Genomic DNA, 24,020 nt, shown 5'->3' on the forward strand with positions numbered 1-24,020 from the left:
TCGCGACCTCCACGGAAAGTCGGAAAGTTGGGCGGTAAACACCCAGCAGCGACCGTCGTGAAGCGCGCAGGAACATGCTACCAAGGGGCGGTTTTTGCTTATGAATTGCGGTCGAAAAATGCCTCGACAGCCGTGATCCGGTGAACTCGCTAGGGTGAAGGCATGACGTCATCGCAAGAAGTAACTCCAGCTGATTCAGTCCTTTCTGTGTTGAGTTCCATTGATAATTGGCCGGTCCCGCGTGTGGCAGGAGCTGTGCGCGATGGCTCCGGCGAGTGGATTACGCACGGTGATATTAGGGACCGCTATGGTCTGGCTTCGGTGACCAAATTGCTGAGTGCGCACGCGATGTTGGTGGCGTATGAAGAGGGCGTGTTCGACCTGGATACGGATCTGTCGCCGCGCGGCCCGGAGGGGGCGACTGTTCGTCACTACTTGTCGCATGCCTCCGGCGTTGGCTTCGCATCGCCGAAGCCAGAGAAGCCTGTGGGAGAGCGTCGGCTATATTCGTCGGCAGGTTTTGATGTGGTGGCCGATGCAATCGCTGCTGAAACCGAAATGAGCTTCTCGGAGTACCTCCGCTTGGCGACGTTTGAGCCGTTGGGAATGGAATCGTCCGCGCTGCATGGTTCTGCCGGGCATGCGGGTGAAGGCAACGTTGTTGACTTAATGAACTTTGTGGACGAAATTCTGGAGCCAACGCTGCTTGATCCGGCGACGGTCGATGAAGCACTGACGGTGCAGTTCCCAGGTCTTAATGGTGTTGTGCCCGGCTATGGCCTGCAGAAGCCGGCTGATTGGGGGCTGGGTTTTCAGATTTACTCCCAGCCGGAATCCCGTGGCGGATTGTGGTTTGGCGCGGATATGCCGGGCGACACTGTGGGTCACTTCGGGCAGGCTGGAACATTCGTGTGGCTGCATAAGGCGACAGGGCGAGCGGCAATCGTGCTCACCGAGCGCCCATTCGGTGACTGGGCGAAGCCGTTGTGGACCGAATTCAACGATGCGCTGTGGCAGGCGCTTGACTCCTAAAACCTTCAAGTGTTGCTTGAATGAATGGGGGAATCAAGCAGCACTTTAGGGTTGTCGCGTCCTGCAACACGGGCCACACTATGGAACATAAATCACAACAGTGTGATGGTTCGAAACGAGGACGTAAGGGGAAGACGAGCCTCGTCTTAGGGCAAACGCTGCTGGCCTGTGCGTGAGTTTCATCGCGTACAGATTCCGGCGCGAGTGTCTTTCCATCGACCCACACAGGTATTTGTCATGCGCGAACACGCGTGCACGGGAGTTCTGTGGATCCACTCGGCTCCGCAGGCTCTGCAGCCACATCTCGTCTGGGCAATCGCTCGGGCTGGTTTCACCACGCCTGAAGGATTGCGACCAGAACGAGCAATGTGGCGTGTCCGTCCGGACAATCCACACAACAGCCACCGTCCACACGACAGTCACCGTCGAATCTGCGCCGAACTCAGTTGGCGCGCACAACCCGGCGCTGCAGAACAACTTGTTAGCGATTTGGAACGCTGGCCAGACCTGACTTTCGAGCTAGCTGTCGACGCACCGATTGGTGGCAACGGCGCGCGCTACTGCCGCGTGCCGGAACTAGGCATGTACGCGGCTGTCACGGACGACATCGGCAACGTCGTTCTGAACGAAAACACGATTCGGTCGATCATGCGGCGCCACGAAGGGGATAGCGCTGCCATGACTGAAGCCATGGATGAAGCGCTCGGCGGCCCGTGGGATCAGCATTTGGAAGCCCTACGCCCCGGAACCGCCGGCTATGCCGACGACGAGTGGATCATTGCACCCTGCGACGTCGTTCATCTCGACAACGTCCGCGACATCAGGGATACCCGCGCAGTCATGTAGCGCGCTCTGCCGCAATCACGCTGGCAGAGTGCGCCAAGTTCGCCAATCGGTCAATCGCCGAGCTAGTCCTCAATACGGTCAGTGAGATACGTGACGACGTCGCCAAGAGTGGTGAAACCAGCGATATCGTCATCTTCGACGCGCACGCCGATCTCTTCCTCACACCGGACCGCTAACTCGATGACACCGAGGCGATCCAGGCCAAAACTGGCCAGTGGTGCATCCAGTGCCGGTGGTGGGGCATCCTCACCGTCGGCGGACTCATCGCCAAACCCGCCAGAGACGCGACGCAGGATCTCCGTCACATCACCGCGGACGGCAGCTTTGCGGTCCTTAGGCTGATCCGATGCCGAAGCACCCGACGCGCCACCTTTCTTCTTTGATGAAGTGGTGGTGGCGTCGTCGGAAAGCAGAGCTCCAAGGGCTTCGCTCAAACTGCGAGTCATGAATCTAGGCTTCCGGCTCTGGGTTCGCGACTGCAGTTGGGTCGGTGATGCGGTACTTCTCGGCAGCCTGCTGAGCAAGCTCCGGATTGAGCTTGCCTTCGCGAGCCAGGCCCGCGAGAGCAGCAACCACGATGGATTCCGCGTCGGTGTTGAAGAAGCGGCGGGCCGCTTCGCGGGTGTCCGAGAAGCCGAAACCGTCACAGCCAAGCACGGTGTAGTCGCCTGGAACCCACTTGCGGATCTGCTCCGGAATCGCGCGCTGGAAGTCGCTGACTGCGATGAACGGACCATCTGCATTTTCGAGCTTGCGCTGGACAAATGGGCGCTCGTGGAACTTCGTTGGGTTCTGCAGAACCTCGGTTTCGCGAGCAAGGCCGTCGCGAGCCAGCTCGTTCCACGACGTCACCGAGTAGATGGACGACGGAATGTTGTATTCCTCTTCCAACAGTTCGGCTGCGCGCAAAGCTGCCTGCATGCCGATGCCCGATGCCAAGAGGTTGACGTGATTGTCGCCAGAACCTTCCTGGAACAAGTAGATGCCCTTGTGCAGGCCCTCGACATCGAGGTTCTCTGGCACTGGTGGCTGCTGCGTTGGCTCGTTGTAGATGGTCAGGTAGTAAATGACATCCTCGCCACGACCTTCGCCGTACATACGGTCGATGCCTTCACGAATCAGGTGTGCCGCTTCGTATGCGAACGCTGGGTCGTAGGTAACCACGGCAGGGTTGGTCGCAGCCAACAGTGGGGAGTGGCCATCCATGTGCTGTAGGCCCTCACCGGTCAGCGTGGTACGACCAGCAGTAGCGCCCAACAGGAAGCCACGTGCCTTCTGGTCGCCAGCAGCCCACATCGAGTCACCGGTGCGCTGGAAACCGAACATCGAGTAGAAGATGTACAGCGGAATCATGGCTTTGCCATGCGTTGCGTACGACGAACCCGCAGCCATGAACGACGCCATCGAGCCAGCCTCGTTAATGCCTTCGTGCAGGATCTGACCGTCAGTAGCTTCCTTGTAGGACAGCATCAGCTCATGGTCAACCGGCACGTAGTTCTGGCCGTGTGGGTTGTAAATCTTCAGCGTAGGGAACCACGAGTCCATGCCAAACGTACGGGCCTCATCCGGAATGATCGGCACAAAACGCTCGCCGAGCTCCTTATCGCGCATGAGCTCCTTGAAGATACGCACCACAGCCATCGTGGTCGCAACCTTCTGCTTGCCCGACCCCTTCAAGATGCTCTTCAGCGTCTCCACTTCCGGCACCTTCAATGGGTCGTACGCTTCACGACGCTCCGGTAGGCAACCGCCCAGTTCCTTACGTCGATCCATCATGTACTGGATCTCAGGCGCATCTGGGCCTGGGTGGTAGTACGGAGGTAGATAAGGATCCTTTTCAAGTTCCTCATCGGAAATAGGGATCTGCTGCTTATCGCGGAACAACTTCAGGTCATCCAGCGTCAGCTTCTTCATCTGGTGGGTAGCGTTTCGGCCCTCGAAGTTGTGGCCAAGACCGTAGCCCTTAATTGTGTGCGCAAGGATGACCGTTGGCTGATCCTTGGTTTCCATCGCTGCCTTGTATGCGGCGTAAACCTTGCGGTAGTCGTGGCCACCACGGCGGAGATTCCAGATCTCGTCATCCGTCATATCCTCGACCAGCTTTGCCGTGCGCGGATCGCGACCGAAGAAGTGTTCGCGGACCCACGCGCCGTCGTTAGCCTTCAGCGTCTGGTAGTCACCGTCAACGAACGAGTTCATCAGGTTAACCAGGGCACCGTCGTTGTCCTTCTCGAACAGGTGATCCCAATCGCGACCCCAGACAACCTTGATGACGTTCCAGCCAGCACCACGGAAGAACGACTCGAGCTCCTGAATAATCTTGGTGTTGCCTCGAACAGGGCCGTCGAGACGCTGCAAGTTACAGTTCACAACGAACGTGAGGTTATCCAGGTTGTTCAGTGCAGCATGCTGAATCAGACCGCGTGATTCTGGCTCGTCCATCTCGCCGTCGCCAAGGAATGCCCAGACGTGCTGCTGGGAGGTGTCCTTGAGGCCGCGGTCGTGGAGGTAGCGGTTAAAGCGCGCCTGGTAAATGGCATCCATTGGGCCTAGCCCCATCGACACTGTTGGGAACTCCCAGAAATCAGGCATGCCATGAGGGTGTGGGTACGAAGGGATACCGCCGCCTGGGTGGGATACTTCCTGACGGAAGCCATCGAGGTCATCCTCTGTCAGACGGCCTTCAAGGAACGCACGGGCGTACATGCCAGGGGAAGCGTGGCCCTGGTAGAAGATCTGGTCGCCACCACCTGGATGGTCCTTGCCACGGAAAAAGTGGTTGAAGCCGACTTCGTACAGCGGCGCCGACGAAGCATAAGTAGAAATGTGGCCACCCACGCCAATGCCTGGTCGCTGTGCACGGTGCACCATGATGGCTGCGTTCCAGCGCATCCACTTGCGGTAGCGCCATTCGATCGACTCGTCGCCAGGGAACTCAGGCTCCATGGTCGTTGGAATCGTGTTGACGTAATCCGTTGAAGTCAACGGAGGCAGCGCGACGCGCTTGGCGGTGGCGCGCTCGAGCAAGCGCAGCATGAGGAAGCGGGCGCGATCCGGGCCGGCTTCTTCAAGCAGTCCGTCGAGGGATTCAAGCCACTCGCTTGTCTCCTCAGGGTCCGTGTCCTTTAGATACGAGGCAACTCCGTCTCGGATCAGAGCGAAATTAGAGTCGTCAATATGCCGATCAGTCGAGTCTGACATCGGATACCTCCCATGGAAATTGTTTGTTGTCACTCACTCTACGTTCGTCCCGAAAAGGACGCACGTACCTCGTCTTCACAAAGCGATTAAGAATTAGGGCAGGTTCACACTTCTCGACGATAACCGTCGCCAATGTTTATGGATTCTCTAACAATATGGCCCCAATAGCTGTGAAATTCGTGGTTGGGCGCTAAACTTTGCGGGAGTACATTTTTCACAATGGCCCAGCGAGAAAACACTCGCGCAGCGAAATCTGCGTGCGGTACTCGCGTGAGGCCACGTTTTTAAGGAGGACACCGGAAGTGGTCGACGCCACGGGCGCTACTCGTGACTACGCAGAGCAGCTGGGAATTAAGAAGGGTCAGCTTGTTCAGGAAGTCGGCTGGGACGACGACTGCGATAGCGCAATTAGCGAGTCCATCGAAGAAGTTCTGGACGATGACTTGCTAGACGAAGACACCGATGAGGTTGTCGATGTCGTCCTGCTGTGGTGGCGCGCAGATGACGGTGATCTGGTCGACGGGTTGGTTGATGCCGCTCGTCCGATGGATGACAACGGCAGCATCTGGTTGCTGACCCCTGGTGCAGGCAAGCCTGGTGCAATCGAGCCTGGCCTGGTTGACGAATCCGCACAGCTTGCTGGTCTGACTGCTACTTCTGCTCTTCGTTTAGGCGATTGGCAGGGGCTGTGCCTCGTTCAGCGTGGGCATAAGCGAAACGTCTAAATAGCCTGTGAGCTGGGGATTAGGAACATTGGGTACATAGTGTGCTAATGTTTCGCGAGTAGCCAAGCACGGCAGCAACGCACTTTGTGCGTGGCTTGTTTTGTGCTCGGAGTACATGCGGCGATAGCTCAGCGGTAGAGCTCTGGTTTTACACACCAGCGGTCGGGGGTTCGAAACCCTCTCGCCGCACAACGAATCCCTATTCGATGTTTCATTAACATCGGGTAGGGATTTTTCATTTCTTTTTCTATCTTCTGTCAGCCATAGGTGGCAGCTCATTGATCGGAATACACCGTGCAGACTTTCGCGCAGCCCTTTGGGCAGACATTGTCTAGTCGCATCCAGCGGCACTGCGCAGTTTCTATTGCGGGACTCGCAACCGGCTACCTCGCCGACCGCCTCTTCGGCGATCCCGCCAAACACCACCCAGTTGCCATGTTCGGAACGGCTGCCACGTCACTGATTGACCGGATGTACGCCGACTCCCGTTCCCGCGGTGTTCTCTTTGCGACGATCGCGGTTGGCCTTCCCACCGTCGCCACAGCCGCACTGTCCCGGACTTCACCAGTGGTGCATTACGCTGCCTTGTCCGCCACGACATGGGCCGCTCTAGGTGGCACGACGCTAGCCACAACGGGAGAGCGAATGGCCAATCGAGTTGAGTCAGGTGATCTGGAGTCTTCCCGCGAGCTCGTTCCGTGGTTGTGCTCGCGTGACCCTCAACAATTGGACCTCGCGGGCGCATCCCGAGCAACCGTCGAATCACTCGCTGAAAACACCTCTGATGCGGTGACCGGCACTCTGTTGTGGGGTGCTGTCTGTGGCGCTCCCGGAGTGGTGTTGCATCGCTGCGCAAACACGTTGGACGCGATGGTCGGCTATCGCACGGAGAAGTGGAACAACTTTGGGTGGGCATCAGCGATATTCGACGATGCCGTCAATTATCTTCCCGCGAGGTGGACCGGCCTGGCGACGGTGCTGTCGGGGCCGAATCGTCGTGAAGCAATTGCTGCGTGGCGACGAGACGCAGGAAAGCACCCGAGCCCGAATGCGGGGATTCCGGAAGCGACAGCAGCAGCGGCATTGGGTGTCACCATCGGAGGGCGCACCGAGTACTTCGGAGGCGTGGAAGATCGGCCGACGATGGGGCAGGGGCCAGCTCCACGCGTAGCGGACGTGCGACGAGCGGTGGCCCTGACGAAAAAAGTCCAAGACATAAGCCTTGGACTTGTTCTTGGGGGTCTAGCGGTGTCGATGACGCTTGCGTCGACGGGGAAGCGCAACGGTGAAGCTGGGCGCTAGAAGCGCTCGCCACCACGTTTCTTAGGTCGACGCTGTCCGCCAGCTCGATGGCCGGAATCGCCGTAGCGCTGTGCTAGTCGCTGGGCGCGGAGATCCGTGTCGGCTGTCGCTGTAGGGGCAGGAGCGGGAGATGCCGGCTCGGCTGTCGACTCTGTCGGCGTGGTGGCATCTGGCTGAGAAGTTCCTGCCGATCGCGCAGAACCAGCAGACCCGGTTGTGGTCGACGATTTCTGCACCTGTCGAAGTGCTTCTTCCTGCTCCTCGCGGTCGCGACGCCGTTCGCGAAGCTCAGCAAAAATGAACCACACGACAGCGAGCGGAATAAGAATGCCAAACGCGACCCACTGAATGCCGTAGGACAAGTACGGGCCATCTTCGAGTTGTGGCAACGTGATTGCGTTGAGGACACCGTCGGAATTGTCGTCCAACTGAATCCAATCGTGCTCCAGCGTTGCCGTGCTGTCAGAATCCTTGGCTGTGGTGGTTTCCTTGTTCAGCTCATCGCCAACAAGCTCCGCGACCTGCTGCGTATTGATGCCATAGACCTGCGTCGGATCTTTGTCCGTCGCAGCGATTGGTGGTTTTTCCGGCGTGCGTTCGTTTGCTCGAACGAATCCCGACAGTGTCACCGACCCCTTCGGTGCCTCGGGAACGTCCGGCAACCCCGACGATGGCGGCGGCAAATAGCCACGATTGACCAGGTACACGGTGCCCGCGTCCGTTTCGAACGCAGTCAATACCTGAATGACCGGGTCCCCATCGACTGGTCGGTTACGCAGCAACACTTCGGCATCAGGAAGGAACTGGCCCTGCGCAGTAACGCGCGTCCATTCCTGCGTGTGCTCCAGCTTCTCTCCAGCGGGAAGAACCTTTGCGATGTCGACAGGTTCGCGCTCAAAGGCCTCTCGAAGCTGCTGGTTCCGTTCTTTCGTGGTTGCGTTTTTTCCGAGCTGCCACGGTGCGAGGATCGTGAAAGCGATGTAGGAAAAGGCAATCGCAAGGATGACGATGAGAACCCAGCCTGGGGTTAGAAACTGACGGAGCTTGTTCATCACGACGCTGATTCTACGCTGTCGGCAGATTATGGCCTCTATCACCGAGTGGGATGTGGGAAGGAGTATTTGGCTTCGATAAAATGGAACGACAGCTTAAATTGCAAGAAAGAGGATGCGTCTGTGTTCGAGAAGATTTTTTCGCCACGCAATCGCACCGTGTTTCGTCAGTTCCTGAAATTCGGAATGGTCGGTGGCACGGGCGTTTTGGTGAACACTCTCGTCGCAATTGTGGCGCGCAAAGCTGGACTTGAGTTCGGCGTTACTGAACACGATGTCTTTGTGAACCTTTTGGGCACGCAGTGGAATGTGCGTTGGTCGCACGTGTACGCAACGATTGCATTCCTCATTGCCAACATGTGGAACTTCCAGCTCAACCGCTCCTGGACGTTCCGCACCGACAACCGTCCGAATTGGTTTCGCCAGTTTGTGCCATTCCTCATGGCTGGTTTATCTGGATTGTTGGTGACGTTTGTCGCCATCACCGTGCTCACCAACCCGACTTCGGCGTTGGCATTGCCGTCTGATGTTTTCGACAACTCGTCGGGACTTCGGACTGCGTTCTACTGGGCAAACCTGGTGGGCGTACTGCTGGGAACTCCGATCAACTTCCTCATCAATAAGTTGTGGACGTTCCGGGTACGCAAGGTACGACGCGGCAACGGTGTTGGCGAACGCGTCGAACTTAAAGAACTCTAATGTCGTGACAGCAAACAGCTAGCAGCTAGTAATCGGCAGCGGGCAACTAACAGGCTTATCGAGCCGAGACATCCGCGAGCAGGTTACGGGCATACGCCACGATGCCCGGGACTGCAGCCTCAATCTCTTCGCGAGTCTGCACGAAACCTTCCGGACCGCCGTAGTACGGATCGTCTACCTCAGCGCCTTCAGGAGATGCCGGGTCGAAAGAACGCATGAGCCGAACCCGTTCAGCAGGGATACCGCGAGCGATCAACTGAGAAACATGGCCCTGATCCATCGCGATGTACAGCGTTGCATCGACATGCTCTGCGCCAAGCTGCGCTGCCGTGTGCGAAGGGTCATAGCCGTTGTGGACCAATTCACGCTGGGCACGGTCGTCGGCACCCTGGCCGACATGCCAGCCACCGATTCCGCATGATTTCACGAGGACATCGTCGGAAAGCTTCGCGTGTTCCAGGGCATCGCGGGCGATGATTTCAGCCATCGGCGAGCGGCAAATGTTACCTGTACACACAAACACCAGGTAGAGCGTTTCTGTGCGACCAGAACGATTCTGGAAAGTAGGCACCGTATTTCCCTTCATTGCTCGGGTGAGAGCACATATCCAAATGACTAGGGCCGACTGTAAAAGATAGACGGCTAACGAACTAGTGGGAAATCGGCTTCATCAGCTCAGCGCGAGAAGTCGTCGGACTTCCGCATCTAAATCTTCCGGTGAAGCTGCAGTAGACGAGGCGAGTGCGCGTTCCTCGTCATCTCCATAGCCCCAGCCGACAGCAATGGACGGAAGCCCGAACTGCGTTGCCGATGCGAAGTCATGAATACGGTCGCCCACCATGACCACGCCCGACGGCCACAACAGCTCGCCCTGCTCATCTGTGTACGCAATGCCCAAGCCTTGCAGCGTGTACTCAATCACGGCTGATTTCGTGCGCCGGGAGCCCGAATCATCCGCGGCACCAATGAAGTCGAAGAACTCCAGAAGTCCGAACGTGTCCAACACCTTCTTCGCGAAGTGTTCGCCTTTCGACGTCGCCGTCGCCAAGCGGAAACCACTGTCACGCCAACTCGTCAGTAATTCAGGCCAGCCGTCGAACATCGTGGTGTCGGCCCATCCGCCACTGCGCTGCTGGTGCATGTATGCATCCATCGCCGTTGCGACTGCAGCGGGACTCAACCCAAGCGCCGCCATCGACTCGACCATGGGTGGACCAGCGAGTTTTGCCATAAAAGCAGCATCGGGAGCTGGGTGGTCAATCGCAGCCATTGCCACCCGGAAACCATTCTGAATGCCGGGCAACGAATCTGAGATTGTGCCGTCGACATCTATGAGCACGGTAGGTGGGGAGACGTTGGCTGTCGAAGTCATGGCTCTAGCCTAAGTGCGCTGCACGTGACCTGCAGAAGTGTCCGCACCGCCAATCACTACAGTTAAGTTCATGAGCACTTCCGGTCGTCCCGTTCCCGCGGACCTCCTTAGATACCACGGTGACGTCGCATCACGAACCGCCACCATCGATTTCGCCGTCAACGTTCGCGGCAGCATGCCCGACTGGCTCACCCACGCGTTGACCGATTCGCTCGGTGAGCTCAGCTCCTATCCAGACCCCGCCCTTGATGCAGAGGTCCGCTGTGCACTCGCCGCCAACCACGGAGTGCACGCCGACAATATTCTGCTGCTGTCAGGTGCTGCCGAAGGCTTCAGTTTGTTGCCGGATCTGCTTGTCGACGAGTCGTCGCAAAGCAATACATCACCAGCAATTGTGTATCCGCAGTTCACGGAACCCGAGGTAGCCTTCGCAGCTGCGGACGTTACTCCAGAGCAGGTCATTACGGATAAGCCGTGGGATATTGCGCAGGTATCGTCTAGCACCCGGCGGTGGCCGATGCTGGTGGTGGGGAATCCGACGAATCCGACCTCGCTTGTGCATTCGCGTGCAGATGTGTTGGCGCTGCGTGGACACACCGATCTGTTGGTGGTCGATGAGGCATTCATGGATGTGATCCATCCGGGAGACTATCCGGGCGGGGTGGACCCAAGTGTGGCGGGCTGTGTCAATGATGAGCTGGCGGGCGAAACACAAGGGGAACTACTGGTGCTGCGCTCGATGACGAAGACGTGGGCGCTCGCAGGTCTTCGATGCGGGTATGCGATCGGGACGCCGGAGACACTCGCGAGGTTGGCGAAGCGTCGGCCGGCGTGGCCCATGGGGACGATACAAATGCGAGCGATGCTGGCGATCGCGACCCATGGCCCAGCTGAATTGCCGACCATTCGAGATGCGATCAAAGCCGAGCGGAAGGACATGGTCGACATTCTTCGCGACGCCGAATGGTCCGTCGCACCGGGTCAGGGCCCCTTTGTGCTTGCAACACCACCAGTGGCGAATGCGGAAGCCGCTCGCGAGTATCTCCACGACCGTGGCATCGCTGTACGACGATGCGACACCTTTCCCGGGTTGGACAGCAGCTGGTGGCGACTAGCAGTGCGTGAATCCGCACAAGTTCGTACGCTGGTTGCTGCAGTACATTCCTACGTGAAAGGGACCGATCATGAGCACTAACAACCCAGAGAGCATGCGCGCGACCGTCACTGTAGAAGACGTACGTCGCGTGATGGACACCGCGTACCCGCCACACTTGGCAGAGAGTTGGGACCGCGTCGGCCTGACGTGTGGTGATCCGGCAGAGCCAGTGCGTCGCATTGCAGTTGCACTCGAATGCACCGACGCGGTAGCTGACGCTGCGATCGAATCCGGAGCGGACATGATCGTGGTGCATCATCCGCTGATGCTGCGCGGAGTCACCTCCGTCGCTGCCGATACCGCGAAGGGGCGGATCGTACACAAGCTTATTCGTGCAGGTGTTGCACTGTTTTCGGCGCACACGAATGCTGACTCGGCTCGCCCTGGTGTCAACGACGAACTTGCTGAACTCCTTGGCGTGACCCCAGGTGCGCCCCTGGCTCCCAAGCCTGCACCAGCATTGGATTCATGGTCCGTGAAGGTTCCAGAGTCACATGCAGAAGAAGTAAAGAAGGCTGTGTTTGACGCAGGTGCCGGCACCATCGGCGAATACTCTGAGTGCGCGTTTACGCTTGCAGGCACCGGACAGTTCACACCATCGGACGATGCCGAACCTTTCCTGGGTGCTGCTGGCGCAACCGAACAGGTCAACGAACTACGCATCGAGTTTGTTGCACCCAAGTCCATTCGCACCCGCGTGTTTTCCGCACTGGTGGCAGCTCACCCATACGAAGAGCCAGCGTTTGACATCGTGGAATCTCAGGCAACAGGCCTCAAGCCAGAGGAGTTGCTGGGTATTGGTCGCGTCGGCACGCTCGATTACCCAATGCGATTCAAGGACTTCGTCGAGCGCGTTGCCGAGCGTCTGCCAAAAACCGAATGGGGAGTACGCGGAGCGGGCGATCCCGAGCGAATGATCCACACCGTTGCCGTGGCCTCAGGCTCCGGCGACTCTTTCCTGGACACCGTACACAAGCTTGGCGTCGATGCCTTCGTGACATCCGACTTGCGCCACCATCCTGTCGACGAAGCACTCCGAGCAGGTGGGCCACAGGGCGAAGCCGCCCCATGCATCGTCGACACCGCCCACTGGGCAAGCGAATTCCCGTGGTGCCGTCAGGCAGCAGATTTGCTGTCTGGAGAGCTAGGAATACCGGCGGAGGTGCTCTCCGAGCGCACTGACCCGTGGACGGTAGCGTCGCGCGGACGGTAACGTCGTAAAGCAAGAACTCAATACGCAACCAGAAAGCGAAAGTCCTTTTCTCATGAAAATCTCCATCGCAGACCAAATCAAGCTTCTCGAGCTGAGCGAGGCTCAAACAACGCTTGATGGGTTGGAAGCTCGACGGCATTCGATGCCAGAGCGCGGAGAACTTTCGCAGCTGATCGCAGAGCGCGCAAAGCACAAGACAAATGCTGCGAAATCGTCGCTCAATGCGACCGATCTCGGCAGCGAGATCCAGCGCATGGAATCAGACATGGAGAAGCTCAAGCGCCGACTGGATGCTAATCGACGGGCGCTGGGGGCTATCGAGAACACCGTTGGCCGCCGTGACGCTAAGCATGATCTGGAGTCGACACAGCGCCGAGTCGATGCATTGCAACGAAAGATTGACAATGCCAAGAGCATGCAGAAGGCACACGGTATCAATTCCGAGGTTGGTTTCGACGAGTTCGACGAAAAGGTACGCCACGCAGAGAAGAAGCTCGCCGATGCTGACGCTGATCTACGAGCGCGCATTGCTGGAGTGGAACGTCGCATGGACGAGCTTCGTGGCAGTCTGCCCAGTGACGTTCTGAAGATTTTCGATCGGCTGAGGGAAGAAAATGGCATTCCGGTTGCGCGTCTCGACGGCCGGACGTGCCAAAGCTGCTTCATGGAACTGGACATTTCGACGTTGAAGAGCTTCGACGCACAGCCTGTTGAAGCCGTCACCACCTGCCCGGAGTGCAATGCAGTCATTGTGCGTCCTCAGACTCTCGCCGCTGGTGACAAGGCATAAGACCACCATGACACTTGACACATCGGCCTCATCTGGAGCTGCCGACTCCGCGCCGGGCTGGACCGGAGCTGTGGGTGCGCCCACTCGACTGGTGCTGCTGCGACATGGGCAAACGCCTATGAGTATCCAGCGTCTGTACTCAGGTTCGGCATCCAATCCAGCATTGACGGATCTGGGACACGCACAGGCGCAGGTGGCTGCTGAACAAATTGCAGCTCAAGCGGGTGGGAAACCATGGAATTTTGCTGGAATTGTCGCCTCTCCACAGTTGCGGGCGCAGGAGACGGCACAGTACGTCGCACAGCACCTTGGCCTAGACGTCGACACTGACGAGGATCTCCGCGAGACCAATTTTGGTGAGTGGGAAGGGTTGACCTTTTCGCAGGCGCGGGCAAAGACTCCAGACGAGCACATGACGTGGCTGCAAGACCCGACCGTGCCACCCCCAGGTGGGGAAGCATTCGCTGAGGTGGATGCGCGAGTTGCTGAAGCACGAGCGCGGATCACCCAGCGCTATGGTGCAACGGATGTGCTGGTGGTCAGTCATGTCACCCCAATTAAGGCGCTGCTGCGACAGGGGCTAGCTGCGGGGTTTGAGTTATATATGCGGCTTCACCTGGACTTGGCGTCCATTTCTGTGGCCGAGTTTTATGCAGATGGGCCGACCTCCGTCACCCTGATTAATGAGACAGCGCACTTGCGGTAGACTTTCCGGACGTGAGCGAGCCAGCTGGATGGCCGCGGCACGGGGACCAATACTACAAGTGTCAGGCCCGGCGTCGAGGAAAGTCCGGACTCCACAGAGCACGGTGGTTGCTAACGGCAACCCGGGGCGACCTGCGGGACAGTGCCACAGAAAATAAACCGCCCGGGGCATCTTCGGATGCAACCAGGTAAGGGTGAAAAGGTGCGGTAAGAGCGCACCAGCATCGCAGGTGACTGCGGTGGCTCGGTAAACCCCACCGGGAGCAAGGCAAAAGGGCGCACTTTTGTGTGCCTGCGCGAATGATTGAGGGCTGCTCGCCTGAGTTCGCGGGTTAGCTGCTTCAGGCGTCCAGCAATGGAACGTCGAGATGGATGGTCATCACCTCGCCAAGGCGAAAGCCCTGGCGAGGGACATAATCCGGCTCATAGGTTGGCTCGTTCACGCCAACGTTTCCTGTGTTTTTTACAGGAACTTCTCGTACGACGGAAGATCCAAGAAGCCGTTGCCGGACAGGCCTACGAGGATGACCGGGCCCGTCCCCGGAGCGCCCTTGTGCTGTTCAGCAACTTCAAATGCAGCTGCCAGAGCATGATTCGACTCTGGTGCTGGCACAGTTCCTTCACAACGCGCAAACGTAATGCCAGCAGCGAAAGCCTTTTCCTGCTCGACCGCAGTTGCTTCCATGAGCCCCTGATCCACAGCGTGGGACACCATCGGCGCCATAGCGTGGTAGCGAAGGCCACCAGCGTGGATTGGATCTGGCACGAACTCGTTGCCGAGGGTGTGCATCTTTAACAGTGGGGTAAGCCCAGCAACGTCACCGAAGTCGTAGCGGTACTCGCCCTGAGTGAGCGAAGGACACTTGGCTGGTTCGGAGGCAATGATGCGTGGCGTGGTCTTGGTGTCCGGCAGAATGTCATTACTGGTGTTGTTGCCAACAAATGGGAAAGTCAGACCAGCCAGGTTCGAGCCACCACCGGCACAACCGACGACGACATCTGGGCCATCTTCGCCAAACATCGCAAGCTGCTTGGATGCTTCCAGGCCGATGATGGTTTGGTGCAGCATGACGTGGTTCAGCACTGAGCCGAGCGTGTATCGTGCCTTCACCTCGGAATTCACGGCAACCTCAATGGCTTCAGACACAGCCATGCCCAGCGATCCTGGGGTATCTGGAGTCTCTGCCAAGATCGCGCGACCAGCTTCGGTGAGATCGGACGGGGATGGGTGCACAGTGCCACCGAAGACTTCCATCAGCATGCGCCGGTATGGCTTGGAATCATATGATGCGCGGACCTGCCAGACTTCTACATCCAGGTCAAAGAACTGAGCTGCGAATGACAAGGACGCGCCCCACTGGCCAGCGCCGGTTTCAGTCGTCAGCTTCTGTACGCCATCAAGCTTGTTGTAGTAGACCTGCGCTACTGACGTGTTGGGCTTGTGGGAACCAATCGGTGATACGGATTCGTTCTTGTAGTAGATACGAGCCGAGGTGCCCAGTTCCTTCTCCAGCCGATGAGCACGTGCAAGTGGGGAAGGCCTCCAAATCCGGTAAATATCACGGATTGGCTCCGGGATTTCTACCCACCGGTCTGTCGAAAATTCCTGTTCGACGAGTCCCGTCGCAAAGATCTGCGACATTTCCTCCTTTTGCAGAGGCTCGCGGGTGCCTGGGTTGAGGTGTGGTGGCAGTGGCTCCGGGAAGTCAGCGGCCAGGTTGTACCAACGGGTGGGCATTTCGGACTCGGGCAGAATGGCCTTTGTCATCGTGTTTTCATTGAAATTGGACATGACCATACGCTACTGAGGCCAGCCCCGTGGGCGAGTCATCGGGTCGAGCGAATGTGAATCATGAAACTAATTAGCAGTATTGTGGTTGTCGCAACATCCGGCGAGTTGGCATTTCGGCCATTACTGTTGACGATATGAAGCTGTACGCCGCCGAGTTGAACTTCCGTGAAATCGCCCAGGAACTTGGGATTCCGGAGACCTTTCCACCTGCCTTGCACGAAGGGGCGAAGCATGTTTCGGATCGGCGGGTGTCCAGAAGAGATATGCGGCATGTGCCGTTTGTCACCATCGACCCTCCGGGCTCGATGGATTTGGATCAGGCAGTTTTCATCGAGAAGGTCGACGCCGGGTGGCGTGTCTTTTACGCCATCGCGGATGTAGGTGGATTGTTGGATCCACATTCGGAGGTTGCTCTCGAAGCTTTGCGACGCGGCCAGACCATCTACTTACCCGATGAACCAACTCGCCTTCACCCCGCCGAGTTCAGTGAAGGCGCAGCGAGCCTGCTTCCTGACCAAGACCGCGTCGCCCTCGTCTGGGACGTAATTGTCGGCGACGACGGAGAAGCCCAGTCCGCCGATATCTATCCGGCTCATATCCGCTCTGTTGCTCGCCTGGAATACATGGAGGTCCAGCGCAGCATTGACGCGGGTGAGCCGCATCCATCGATTGCGCTGCTGCCGGACGTAGGACGGGCACGACAAGGCTCCGCTTTGCGACGGAATGCCATTAATTTGCGGTTGCCGTCGCAAAGTGTGGTCCCGACCGATGACGGTCGGTGGGAACTGCGACTTGATGATCGCCCGCCGGTTATGGACTGGAACTCGGAGATGTCCTTGCTCGCGGGAATGATGGCAGGCGAGATGATGGCGGAGGCTGGCATCGGTGTGATGCGGTCGCTGATGCCAGCGTCGAAAAGGGACACGCGTGAGTTCACTGTCGCTGCGCATGCGTTGGGGTTCGACCTCGGTACGGGTGGATCGGGGAGCGCGAGTGGCGCGGGTGCCGAAGTGTCAATCGGTGAAATTGCACAGTTCCTGGCTGGAGTGGATGCATCGACCTCTCGGGGCATGGCAGTGATGAAGGATGCAGCACGCCTTTTGCGCGGGTCTGGATATGTCCGCGTGGGTACGACGGACGAGATGCCGGTGCATGCTGGTGTAGGTGGCTCGTACGCACATGTGACGGCACCGCTGCGCCGACTGATTGACCGTTTTGGACTGGAGTACTGCCTGGCCATTGCGGCGCAGCGCAGGGGAGAGACAGCGTCGATCGAAGTGCCTGCGTGGGTGGATGAGCAGATTGATCAAGCTATTGACTCGATGAAGTCGTCATCAGCGCTGGCTTCGAATGCCGATCGTGCGTGCTTGAATAAAACCGAAGCCGTTGTGTTGGAGCCGTGGGTCGGGCATACGTTTGATGCTGCCGTGCTGCACAACAAGGGGGAGAAGTCCGAGGTATTCGTGGAAAATCCACCTGTATTTGCGAACTGTGTTGGCGCACCTGAGGAAGGCACCCAGCAACTGGTGAGCTTGATCCGCGCAGTGCCGGCAGAACTCGATGTCGAGTTTGCCTGGCCAGCGGATTAAACAGATATAGCAGACTAGGCGTCGACGACGGCAGCGCCTGCGGAGGTGTCCTCGATTGCGATGACGCGACCACAATTGCCGGTGATTACGGTTGCGAGTTCGCCAGCTTCTTCTGGCGAACACCACACGACCATCGAAGCACCTGGGGCGGGAACACAGCGGACAACGATATCGTCAGCTGCTCCGTCAAGCAGACGAGCCAGCGTCGAACCTTCCGCAGGTGCGGAATCGCGCTCGGCAATATCTCGCTTCACCCCGGAGAGCACGGCAGCCAAATCTGCGTGGCGGAGGTGCCCAGACACAGCGCGCGCACGGTCGGAGCTTCCCGACGCTTCGTCCAGCCATTGGTTGGCGCGGCTGATAGTTGGCACGTCGTCGTCAGGATGAACTTCGTGGCGAGCCCGAATCCAATCAAGCACCCGTGGCTGTGCTTCTGGCAGACCATGGAGCGTTTCGACGCCGAACGCTGCGCAGGCCTCATCGAAAAAGACCTGGCGATCAACTTGTGGCGAACCGCCGGTAATGTCCGGCGAATACGCAACTAGCAACGCCAACGACTGTGGGCGCTCGACCTGGGTTACTGCATCATCGGAATGATTGCAGCACAGGACAGAATCTGGGCGACTGCGGAGCGACACTGTGTATGGGTGCAAAGCCCACTGAGGACCGAAATGTGGCAGCGAGACTTCGTGCATTGCTGTTGCGAATCGAGCACGAGTTGGCACATCATCTCGATCTCCCCACCGAGCATTGAGTGCCAAGGCAAGGGCCGACTGAATAGCCTGCAGCTCGCCAAGCCCACGACGTTCCGGAATGGTGGAAACGACAGTGACTTTCACACCGCCTGAAGTGCGAGGCACGAGATGAACTGAATGCTGCAAAGCGATGATGGCAGCAATCACAGCGGTCACGACAGGTGGGTATGCCTCCGGCACAGAATCCGGGTAGGGCATACGGTGCTCTTCGCGACCAACAACCACGACGAGTTCTTGTTCAGGAATCTCTTCCACACCAACTGCTGCGTAAACAGGAATTGCAGAGGCAAGGAGCATGCCACCTGTAGCTGCGCATTCTTCGCCCAGCAAATCGACCGACCCTGGGGCGAAAGCCACCGAAGCGCCGTCACCAACTACATCGAACACCTTGTTGACGACAGTAGGAGCGGCAGACATGAAGCACCTTTCGCTAGCGTGGGTAGAAAGAACAGCGGATGAGCAATATTGAATTGGCAGCCGGGAAACCGCAGTAATGCGGTTTCGCACATGCTAATCGAAACTTTGTGAAAGTCTTATTTAATATACCCGTTGCACTAGAAGGAGGCCGAGCTATGTTTGGCAAGAATGATAATCCCGATGCCGATAACTCCTGGTACTACCGTCCGTCGACTGGTGAAGTCTTCAAGGGCAAAGCCACCGGCTGGGATGACCGCATGGGGCCGTACGACTCCGAAGCGGAAGCACGAGCAGCTATGGAGCGCGTCGCAGCGCGTAATGAAGCTGCTGACGATTGGGACGAAGAAGACGACGAGTGGGGCAAGCCTGCTGCATCCCAGGACAAGTAAGTCATAACGGGGAAATCCCATTGTTTGGTTGGCCATCGAATCCCCTGAATAGGCAAAACCTCAGTGCCGTGGCAGGTACTGAGGTTTTTTGTTCTTCTATGGGGTGTCGCAAAGCCGGTAGAAACTAGGCTGCCGATTCAGCGATTCCTGGCTGCTTACGACGAGCAAGGATTGCGTCGACGGAGAAGCGACCTGAACCGAATGCTGCAATGAGTAGGCCTGCGACGGCGATCATGATGACGAGTTCCGGGCCACCATCAGCAACAAACAGGCCGTTACCGGTGTGGGCGAAGATCCAGGCTGCGAGCATCTGTACGGCAACGAGGATTCCTACGATCGTCTGGAAAGCTCCGAACACGATCAGGATTCCACCTCCGAACTCCACGAGTGCGGCAATCCAAGCGCTGAGCGATGGGGCTGGGACTCCCATGCCGGCGAAGGCTTCCGCCGTACCGGACATAGTCCATTCAAAAAGCTTCTGGCAGCCATGTGCGGTGAGAACCACACCGAAAGCAATGCGTGCGATGAGGCCGATGAGGTCACGAATAGTTGCCGGTAGGGCAGGAAAGGTCATGCAAAACTCCTACAAGTTGAAAGATGTTGATGTGTCATCAAATAGGTTAATGCATGTGCCTCTCGCAACGCAACGAGCCAGCGCATAGCCTTTATGTTGAAATGTCAACAGCTATGTGCTGGCTCGGTTGAGTCAGTGGAAGCTACTTCTTCAGCTTCTCTTTCAAGGTCTTTGCAGCCTTCTCTGCCTTTTTCGCGGAACGGCGGTCGGCCTTTGCCTGAGCCTTCTCAATCTTTGCTTCCAACTTCGCGAATGCCTTGATCACGCCTTCCACGTCATCGTCGTATGCCTGCAGGGAGACGAGGCCGTCGTACCGCTCGATCTGGTACAGAACGCCGTAGCCGAACGTGTCCTGGTCATGGACCTGAGCGCGACGAGCCTTCTCCAAGAGCACCTCGCGGGCCGTGCACGTGTCCTGGAAATCGCCCAAAGAGGACTGCAACTTCTTGCACGCTGCGTACAGCTTGTCGGTAGGCAGACCCGTTGCCCGTGCAGCTTCCGCAGAGTAGCGGACCTTCTTGGCAGCCTTACGAACGTCGTGGAAACGCTCCTCACGATCCCGAACCGACAAGGACTGATCCTCGCGGCCAGCGATGGCTGCACGGTGGCGACGCTCAAACTTCTTGTACGTGCCACGCAGGTGCTTCGCCAGCACACGATTGGTTTGTTCACGCACCTCTTCCGGAGTCAGCTCGCGCTTCTCCTCAGTCTCCGGAGCAGGCTGGGGCTCAGCAACTTCAACTTCTGCTACGTCTACAGACTCCGCTTCTGGCTCTGGTTTTGCGATGGCCGCCGCTACCTCAGCCTCGGAATCAGCCTCGGCGTCGTCGTCGATGAGTGCGGTTGCTGGGGTGACCACTGGCGCGGTTTCAACGATCTCGCCAGTCTCGGTGCGATCAAAGTCCTCGTGCTCAGGTGCTTCTGGAGCTTCGAGAGCAATCTCAGCCTCGGCGTCTGCAACTGCCTCGGCACCCTTCACTTCCTCGGTGCTCTCAGCTGCCTGAGTTTCCTCAGACTCGTGCTCATCCTCAGGATTCACCGGGGGATTGGCAAGCAGGTCCTCGAGATCGTCGAGAAGTGTCAGGTACCGATCAGAATCCAACGCGAACACGCAGTGCTTGTGCGCGCGGTCGTAATCGCGACGGATATCGGTGATCAGATTCTCGCGCGTCTCGCCGCTAATCACATCGGCTTCGTCGCGCTTGAGCTGGTTCTCGAAACGCTCGGCAACGACTTCTGCATCGCGAGCGACACCAAGAATGCCGGCAAGCACCTTCAGCTCGTTCTCGATACGAGAAATCTGTGGTCCAACCAAAATGCCATGGAACGTCTGCATGTGGCTGCGCAGCTCACGGGTGGCCACACGCATCTGGTGCACGGAGTCCCATTCGTCGCGACGTACTGCAGGATCAACTTCAATGAGCTTTGCGACGTTCGCCGCCAACGCATCAACTACCGCGCGACCGGGGGTGCCTTCGGGGAGGTCCGCCGGGGCAGGCGGAAGCGGTGCCGAGTTCACCGAGTCGCCGAGGGCAGATGCCAACTTCGAAGGGCTATCGGACTCCACAGCGCCAGCGACCTTCAACACGGCAGTCAGTCGGTCCATCAGCTCGGCGCCCTCAGGGGTCTCCGCGATGTCACCGATCAGCTCGATTTCCCACTCGCGCCACGTGGTTTCCTCGCCACCTTCGAGGAACGACTTAGCTGTCACATGATCATCGCAGAACTCAGCGATAGGAGATCCCGCCGCGTCAAAAAGCATGGTGACGTGACGCTCATTATCCACCTGTGCAACAGGTTTCAATTCGTGGTTGCGTACCAACGAACGCACTGGTGCCAGGAGAGATGCAGGGACATCATCCTGCATCGGTGCACCGTACTCCATACGTCCATTCGCTGCTGGGGTTTTCAAATGCCAGCCGGCATCGGGGCCGCCAGTGCGTCGTCGTAAAGTGCGCTTATTTCGAGTGAGGCGGAGGTCCTCAGTATCGAAATAGATTGCTGAGAGCTCACGGATTTCGGTAGTGGAAGAACCAACTCCGGGAACGAAATCGAAGCTGGGTGCAACGGCGTTAGGACCGGCAACAAACTTCGCTTCGATCTCGAGATTCTTGGTCGGAGCATCCTGTGGGGCAGCATTTTCAGTCATGCCCCCGATTCTACCCCCGAAAACCTAAATTCCTAACCTGAGAAATTCTGTGCCTCGGTGGGGAAAGAGCGGTTTTCTACTTGGCGCTTGTATTCGGCAGCACCGTCGGTGAGCATCTGCCCAACTTCAGCAAAAACCGAGGAGAACGATGGGCGTCGACCATCGGCAGGGACAGCAAAAGCGTCCTGCCACACGAGGACCTGGCCATCACACTGATTACCGGCACCGATGCCACACGTTGGAATCGGGGATTCCTTCGTGATCTCGGCAGCCAAATCTGCTGGCACCATTTCCATCACGACAGCAGCGGCACCGGCCTCGGCGACAGCCTGGGCATCTGCTCGCAACTGGTCAGCACCGGCACCACGACCCTGAACCTTAAAACCGGACAGAGCATTCACGGACTGAGGCGTGAACCCGATATGCGCCATCACCGGAATGCCGGCATTGGTGAGTGCTTTAATGCGAGGTGCGATACGAACGCCACCCTCGATTTTCACCATGTGGGCACCAGACTCACGCATCATGCGCGCTGCGCTCAGCACCGCCTGCTCATCGGAAGCTTCGTATGTGCCAAATGGTAGGTCGGCGACAACAAGCGAATTAGGGGCACCACGAACGACCGCCTTGTTGAGCGGAATAAGTTCATCGAGCGTGATTTCTGCAGTAGTGGGGTATCCATACATGACATTCGCGGCAGAATCTCCTACCAGGAGAACTTCGATTCCTGCGTTGGAAAACGCGCGAGCCGTCGAGTAGTCATAGCAGGTCAGCATGGCCCAGGGACGAGATTCTTCTTTCCACTTGGCCAGGTCGCTAATACGAATCTTGCGGGTACTCATACCTAGAGAGTAGTCAATACTTTCCACGCCGGGGTCAAAGTCACAGGTACGTTTGAGCATATGAACCGCCAACAGGAATTTGTGCTCAGCACCATCGAAGAACAGGACATTCGATTTATCCGACTGTGGTTTACCGACATCCTCGGTTATCTGAAGTCGGTTGCGGTTGCTCCTGCCGAACTTGAAGGATCCTTTGACGAAGGCATCGGCTTCGACGGTTCCGCAATTGAAGGCTTTTCGCGAGTCTCTGAAGCAGACACGATCGCGCGACCCGATCCCTCAACGTTCCAGGTCTTGCCAACGTTCCGCAGTGACGAAGAACTCCCGTCGGCACGCATGTTCTGCGATGTAACCATGCCGGACGGGCAGCCAAGCTGGGCTGATCCACGCCACGTACTGCGTCGTCAGATTCAAGCACTTGCCGACGAAGGTTTTACAGCATTCGTCCACCCAGAGATCGAATTCTTCTTGGTGGAATCGTTGGACACCGATGGCCGTCCACCGAAGCCAACCGACAATGGCAGCTACTTCGATCAAGCGGTTTACGATAGGGCACCGCGATTCCGGCAGGATGCGATTACATCACTCGAATCGGTGGGTATTCCAGTGGAGTACTCGCATCACGAAAACGCGCCGGGCCAGCAGGAAATCGACCTGCGTTACGCCGATCCGCTGACGATGGCGGACAACGTGATGTCGTTCCGCTACATCATTAAGCAGGCCGCGTTGAAGAACGGTGTCCACGCGACGTTCATGCCGAAGCCATTCGAAGATCAGCCGGGTAGCGGTATGCACACGCACTTCTCCCTGTTCGAGGGAGACAACAATGCTTTCCACGATCCTGACGACGAAAACCAGCTGTCCACCACCGCCCGCCGATTCATCGCCGGCATTTTGACGCATGCGCCAGAGATCTCTGCGGTCACGAATCAGTGGGTGAACTCCTACAAACGCACCGTCTTCGGTGCGGAAGCGCCGACAGCTGCAACATGGGGCATGGCCAATATTTCTGCGCTGGTTCGAGTGCCGATGTACTCGCCAGGCAAGGCGCATTCCCGTCGAGTAGAAATTCGCTCGCTGGACTCTGCATGTAACCCGTACTTGGCTTACTCGGTTGTCTTGGCTGCTGGTTTGAAGGGCATCAAGGAAGGCTATGAACTGCCACCACAGGCAGAGGACAATATCGCTGAGCTGACTCGCAGGGAACGTCGTGCGTTGGGTTACCGGGATTTGCCGACGTCATTGGAAGAAGCCCTGCTGGAAATGGAGCGCTCGGAGCTTGTCGCCGACACCCTCAGCGACCATGTGTACGAGTTCTTCCTCCGCAACAAGTGGCGTGAGTGGCGTGACTATCAGCGCCAAGTAACGGCATGGGAGCTCAAAACAAACCTGGACTACTAAACAACGTCCCTGGGGTGTA

The 24,020-nt window shown here is 57.9% G+C and carries 22 protein-coding genes, 1 tRNA gene and 1 other RNA gene; 14 read left to right on the forward strand and 10 right to left on the reverse strand.

From position 1 onward, the window contains the following. Positions 1-162 precede the first annotated feature (162 nt). Entirely contained in the window at positions 163-1,032 is an 870-nt protein-coding gene (locus tag WG938_RS08080; RefSeq protein ID WP_339979551.1) for a serine hydrolase domain-containing protein, read from the forward strand. A gap of 237 nt (positions 1,033-1,269) precedes the next feature. Continuing rightward, a complete protein-coding gene (locus tag WG938_RS08085; RefSeq protein WP_339979553.1) occupies positions 1,270-1,878 on the forward strand; it encodes a DUF3145 family protein in 609 nt (202 codons plus the stop codon). Positions 1,879-1,940: 62 nt separating this feature from the next. On the opposite strand, the gene WG938_RS08090 is transcribed toward WG938_RS08085, so the two are convergent. Together WG938_RS08090 and aceE are read right to left on the reverse strand one after the other, a co-directional pair. Continuing rightward, positions 1,941-2,324, reverse strand: coding sequence for an acyl carrier protein (locus WG938_RS08090; protein ID WP_339979556.1), 384 nt, complete (start codon positions 2,322-2,324; stop codon positions 1,941-1,943). Between the two features lie 4 nt (positions 2,325-2,328). Continuing rightward, positions 2,329-5,079, reverse strand: a complete 2,751-nt coding sequence (gene aceE / locus WG938_RS08095; RefSeq protein ID WP_339979558.1) for a pyruvate dehydrogenase (acetyl-transferring), homodimeric type — start codon at positions 5,077-5,079, stop codon at positions 2,329-2,331. Between the two features lie 302 nt (positions 5,080-5,381). Between aceE and WG938_RS08100 the strand changes: the two genes are divergently transcribed. The 3 genes from WG938_RS08100 (at position 5,382) to WG938_RS08110 (ending at position 7,106) form a co-directional block, all read left to right on the forward strand. Beyond that, positions 5,382-5,804, forward strand: a complete 423-nt coding sequence (locus WG938_RS08100) for a DUF3052 domain-containing protein (RefSeq protein ID WP_339979560.1) — start codon at positions 5,382-5,384, stop codon at positions 5,802-5,804. Positions 5,805-5,921: 117 nt separating this feature from the next. Further along, a tRNA-Val gene (locus WG938_RS08105) sits at positions 5,922-5,993 on the forward strand. Positions 5,994-6,098: 105 nt separating this feature from the next. Continuing rightward, entirely contained in the window at positions 6,099-7,106 is a 1,008-nt protein-coding gene (locus WG938_RS08110) for a CobD/CbiB family cobalamin biosynthesis protein (RefSeq protein ID WP_339979562.1), read from the forward strand. Here the strand turns inward: WG938_RS08110 and WG938_RS08115 are convergent. After that, the gene (locus tag WG938_RS08115; RefSeq protein WP_339979653.1) at positions 7,103-8,158 is read right to left on the reverse strand and encodes an SURF1 family cytochrome oxidase biogenesis protein; all 1,056 of its coding nucleotides are present in this window, start codon (positions 8,156-8,158) and stop codon (positions 7,103-7,105) included. The genes WG938_RS08110 and WG938_RS08115 overlap by 4 nt on opposite strands. 123 nt (positions 8,159-8,281) lie before the next feature. On the opposite strand from WG938_RS08115, the gene WG938_RS08120 reads away from it, so the two are divergent. Continuing rightward, complete coding sequence (locus tag WG938_RS08120; RefSeq protein ID WP_339979563.1) at positions 8,282-8,857, forward strand: GtrA family protein; 576 nt, start codon at positions 8,282-8,284, stop codon at positions 8,855-8,857. Between the two features lie 55 nt (positions 8,858-8,912). On the opposite strand, the gene WG938_RS08125 is transcribed toward WG938_RS08120, so the two are convergent. Beyond that, positions 8,913-9,428: a low molecular weight protein-tyrosine-phosphatase gene (locus WG938_RS08125; protein WP_339979565.1), complete on the reverse strand. Its 516-nt coding sequence runs from the start codon at positions 9,426-9,428 to the stop codon at positions 8,913-8,915. Between the two features lie 99 nt (positions 9,429-9,527). Beyond that, the gene (locus WG938_RS08130; RefSeq protein WP_339979567.1) at positions 9,528-10,229 is read right to left on the reverse strand and encodes an HAD hydrolase-like protein; all 702 of its coding nucleotides are present in this window, start codon (positions 10,227-10,229) and stop codon (positions 9,528-9,530) included. 70 nt (positions 10,230-10,299) lie between these two features. Between WG938_RS08130 and cobC the strand changes: the two genes are divergently transcribed. From cobC to rnpB, 5 genes are all read left to right on the forward strand, one after another. After that, positions 10,300-11,424, forward strand: a complete 1,125-nt coding sequence (gene cobC / locus WG938_RS08135; RefSeq protein ID WP_339979570.1) for an Rv2231c family pyridoxal phosphate-dependent protein CobC — start codon at positions 10,300-10,302, stop codon at positions 11,422-11,424. Beyond that, positions 11,414-12,598, forward strand: coding sequence for a Nif3-like dinuclear metal center hexameric protein (locus WG938_RS08140; protein WP_339979573.1), 1,185 nt, complete (start codon positions 11,414-11,416; stop codon positions 12,596-12,598). The genes cobC and WG938_RS08140 overlap by 11 nt, the downstream gene beginning before the upstream one ends. A gap of 52 nt (positions 12,599-12,650) precedes the next feature. Then, positions 12,651-13,388, forward strand: coding sequence for a zinc ribbon domain-containing protein (locus WG938_RS08145; protein ID WP_339979575.1), 738 nt, complete (start codon positions 12,651-12,653; stop codon positions 13,386-13,388). A 7-nt stretch (positions 13,389-13,395) separates the two neighbouring features. Then, entirely contained in the window at positions 13,396-14,094 is a 699-nt protein-coding gene (locus WG938_RS08150; RefSeq protein WP_339979577.1) for a histidine phosphatase family protein, read from the forward strand. Positions 14,095-14,110: 16 nt separating this feature from the next. Beyond that, positions 14,111-14,535: RNase P RNA component class A (gene rnpB, locus WG938_RS08155), an RNA gene on the forward strand. Positions 14,536-14,556: 21 nt separating this feature from the next. Here rnpB and WG938_RS08160 read toward each other — a convergent pair. Further along, on the reverse strand, positions 14,557-15,891 hold the full coding sequence (locus WG938_RS08160) for a TrpB-like pyridoxal phosphate-dependent enzyme (protein ID WP_445292905.1): 1,335 nt from the start codon (positions 15,889-15,891) through the stop codon (positions 14,557-14,559). A gap of 128 nt (positions 15,892-16,019) precedes the next feature. Here WG938_RS08160 and WG938_RS08165 point away from each other — a divergent pair, with 128 nt between their 5' ends. Next, complete coding sequence (locus WG938_RS08165; RefSeq protein WP_339979583.1) at positions 16,020-17,474, forward strand: RNB domain-containing ribonuclease; 1,455 nt, start codon at positions 16,020-16,022, stop codon at positions 17,472-17,474. Between the two features lie 14 nt (positions 17,475-17,488). Here the strand turns inward: WG938_RS08165 and WG938_RS08170 are convergent, their stop codons facing one another. Beyond that, complete coding sequence (locus tag WG938_RS08170) at positions 17,489-18,646, reverse strand: hypothetical protein (RefSeq protein WP_339979585.1); 1,158 nt, start codon at positions 18,644-18,646, stop codon at positions 17,489-17,491. Positions 18,647-18,801: 155 nt separating this feature from the next. On the opposite strand from WG938_RS08170, the gene WG938_RS08175 reads away from it, so the two are divergent. Beyond that, a complete protein-coding gene (locus WG938_RS08175) occupies positions 18,802-19,035 on the forward strand; it encodes an SPOR domain-containing protein (protein ID WP_339979588.1) in 234 nt (77 codons plus the stop codon). Positions 19,036-19,159: 124 nt separating this feature from the next. Here WG938_RS08175 and WG938_RS08180 read toward each other — a convergent pair whose 3' ends face one another. The 3 genes from WG938_RS08180 to panB form a co-directional block, all read right to left on the reverse strand. Then, positions 19,160-19,609, reverse strand: a complete 450-nt coding sequence (locus tag WG938_RS08180) for a DoxX family protein (protein ID WP_339979590.1) — start codon at positions 19,607-19,609, stop codon at positions 19,160-19,162. A gap of 142 nt (positions 19,610-19,751) precedes the next feature. Further along, positions 19,752-21,758 (reverse strand): CYTH and CHAD domain-containing protein, encoded by a 2,007-nt coding sequence (locus WG938_RS08185; protein WP_339979592.1) that lies wholly within the window; start codon positions 21,756-21,758, stop codon positions 19,752-19,754. Positions 21,759-21,790: 32 nt separating this feature from the next. Beyond that, the gene (gene panB, locus WG938_RS08190; protein ID WP_339979594.1) at positions 21,791-22,600 is read right to left on the reverse strand and encodes a 3-methyl-2-oxobutanoate hydroxymethyltransferase; all 810 of its coding nucleotides are present in this window, start codon (positions 22,598-22,600) and stop codon (positions 21,791-21,793) included. Between the two features lie 60 nt (positions 22,601-22,660). Between panB and WG938_RS08195 the strand changes: the two genes are divergently transcribed. Continuing rightward, positions 22,661-24,001: a glutamine synthetase family protein gene (locus WG938_RS08195; protein ID WP_339979596.1), complete on the forward strand. Its 1,341-nt coding sequence runs from the start codon at positions 22,661-22,663 to the stop codon at positions 23,999-24,001. Positions 24,002-24,020 lie beyond the last annotated feature (19 nt).

This window comes from Corynebacterium sp. H113 (genome assembly GCF_037572315.1).
Classification (GTDB): Bacteria; Actinomycetota; Actinomycetes; order Mycobacteriales; family Mycobacteriaceae; genus Corynebacterium.

Excerpts from the sequence above, each read along its gene's own strand:
- WG938_RS08080 (WP_339979551.1), top strand. The coding sequence starts at position 163 with ATGACGTCATCGCAAGAAGTAACTCCAGCTGATTCAGTCCTTTCTGTG.
- WG938_RS08085 (WP_339979553.1), top strand. The coding sequence starts at position 1,270 with ATGCGCGAACACGCGTGCACGGGAGTTCTGTGGATCCACTCGGCTCCG.
- WG938_RS08090 (WP_339979556.1), bottom strand. The coding sequence starts at position 2,324 with ATGACTCGCAGTTTGAGCGAAGCCCTTGGAGCTCTGCTTTCCGACGAC.
- aceE (WP_339979558.1), bottom strand. The coding sequence starts at position 5,079 with ATGTCAGACTCGACTGATCGGCATATTGACGACTCTAATTTCGCTCTG.
- WG938_RS08115 (WP_339979653.1), bottom strand. The coding sequence starts at position 8,158 with ATGAACAAGCTCCGTCAGTTTCTAACCCCAGGCTGGGTTCTCATCGTC.
- WG938_RS08130 (WP_339979567.1), bottom strand. The coding sequence starts at position 10,229 with ATGACTTCGACAGCCAACGTCTCCCCACCTACCGTGCTCATAGATGTC.
- cobC (WP_339979570.1), top strand. The coding sequence starts at position 10,300 with ATGAGCACTTCCGGTCGTCCCGTTCCCGCGGACCTCCTTAGATACCAC.
- WG938_RS08140 (WP_339979573.1), top strand. The coding sequence starts at position 11,414 with ATGAGCACTAACAACCCAGAGAGCATGCGCGCGACCGTCACTGTAGAA.
- WG938_RS08145 (WP_339979575.1), top strand. The coding sequence starts at position 12,651 with ATGAAAATCTCCATCGCAGACCAAATCAAGCTTCTCGAGCTGAGCGAG.
- WG938_RS08150 (WP_339979577.1), top strand. The coding sequence starts at position 13,396 with ATGACACTTGACACATCGGCCTCATCTGGAGCTGCCGACTCCGCGCCG.
- WG938_RS08160 (WP_445292905.1), bottom strand. The coding sequence starts at position 15,891 with ATGGTCATGTCCAATTTCAATGAAAACACGATGACAAAGGCCATTCTG.
- WG938_RS08165 (WP_339979583.1), top strand. The coding sequence starts at position 16,020 with ATGAAGCTGTACGCCGCCGAGTTGAACTTCCGTGAAATCGCCCAGGAA.
- WG938_RS08170 (WP_339979585.1), bottom strand. The coding sequence starts at position 18,646 with ATGTCTGCCGCTCCTACTGTCGTCAACAAGGTGTTCGATGTAGTTGGT.
- WG938_RS08175 (WP_339979588.1), top strand. The coding sequence starts at position 18,802 with ATGTTTGGCAAGAATGATAATCCCGATGCCGATAACTCCTGGTACTAC.
- WG938_RS08180 (WP_339979590.1), bottom strand. The coding sequence starts at position 19,609 with ATGACCTTTCCTGCCCTACCGGCAACTATTCGTGACCTCATCGGCCTC.
- WG938_RS08185 (WP_339979592.1), bottom strand. The coding sequence starts at position 21,758 with ATGACTGAAAATGCTGCCCCACAGGATGCTCCGACCAAGAATCTCGAG.
- panB (WP_339979594.1), bottom strand. The coding sequence starts at position 22,600 with ATGAGTACCCGCAAGATTCGTATTAGCGACCTGGCCAAGTGGAAAGAA.
- WG938_RS08195 (WP_339979596.1), top strand. The coding sequence starts at position 22,661 with ATGAACCGCCAACAGGAATTTGTGCTCAGCACCATCGAAGAACAGGAC.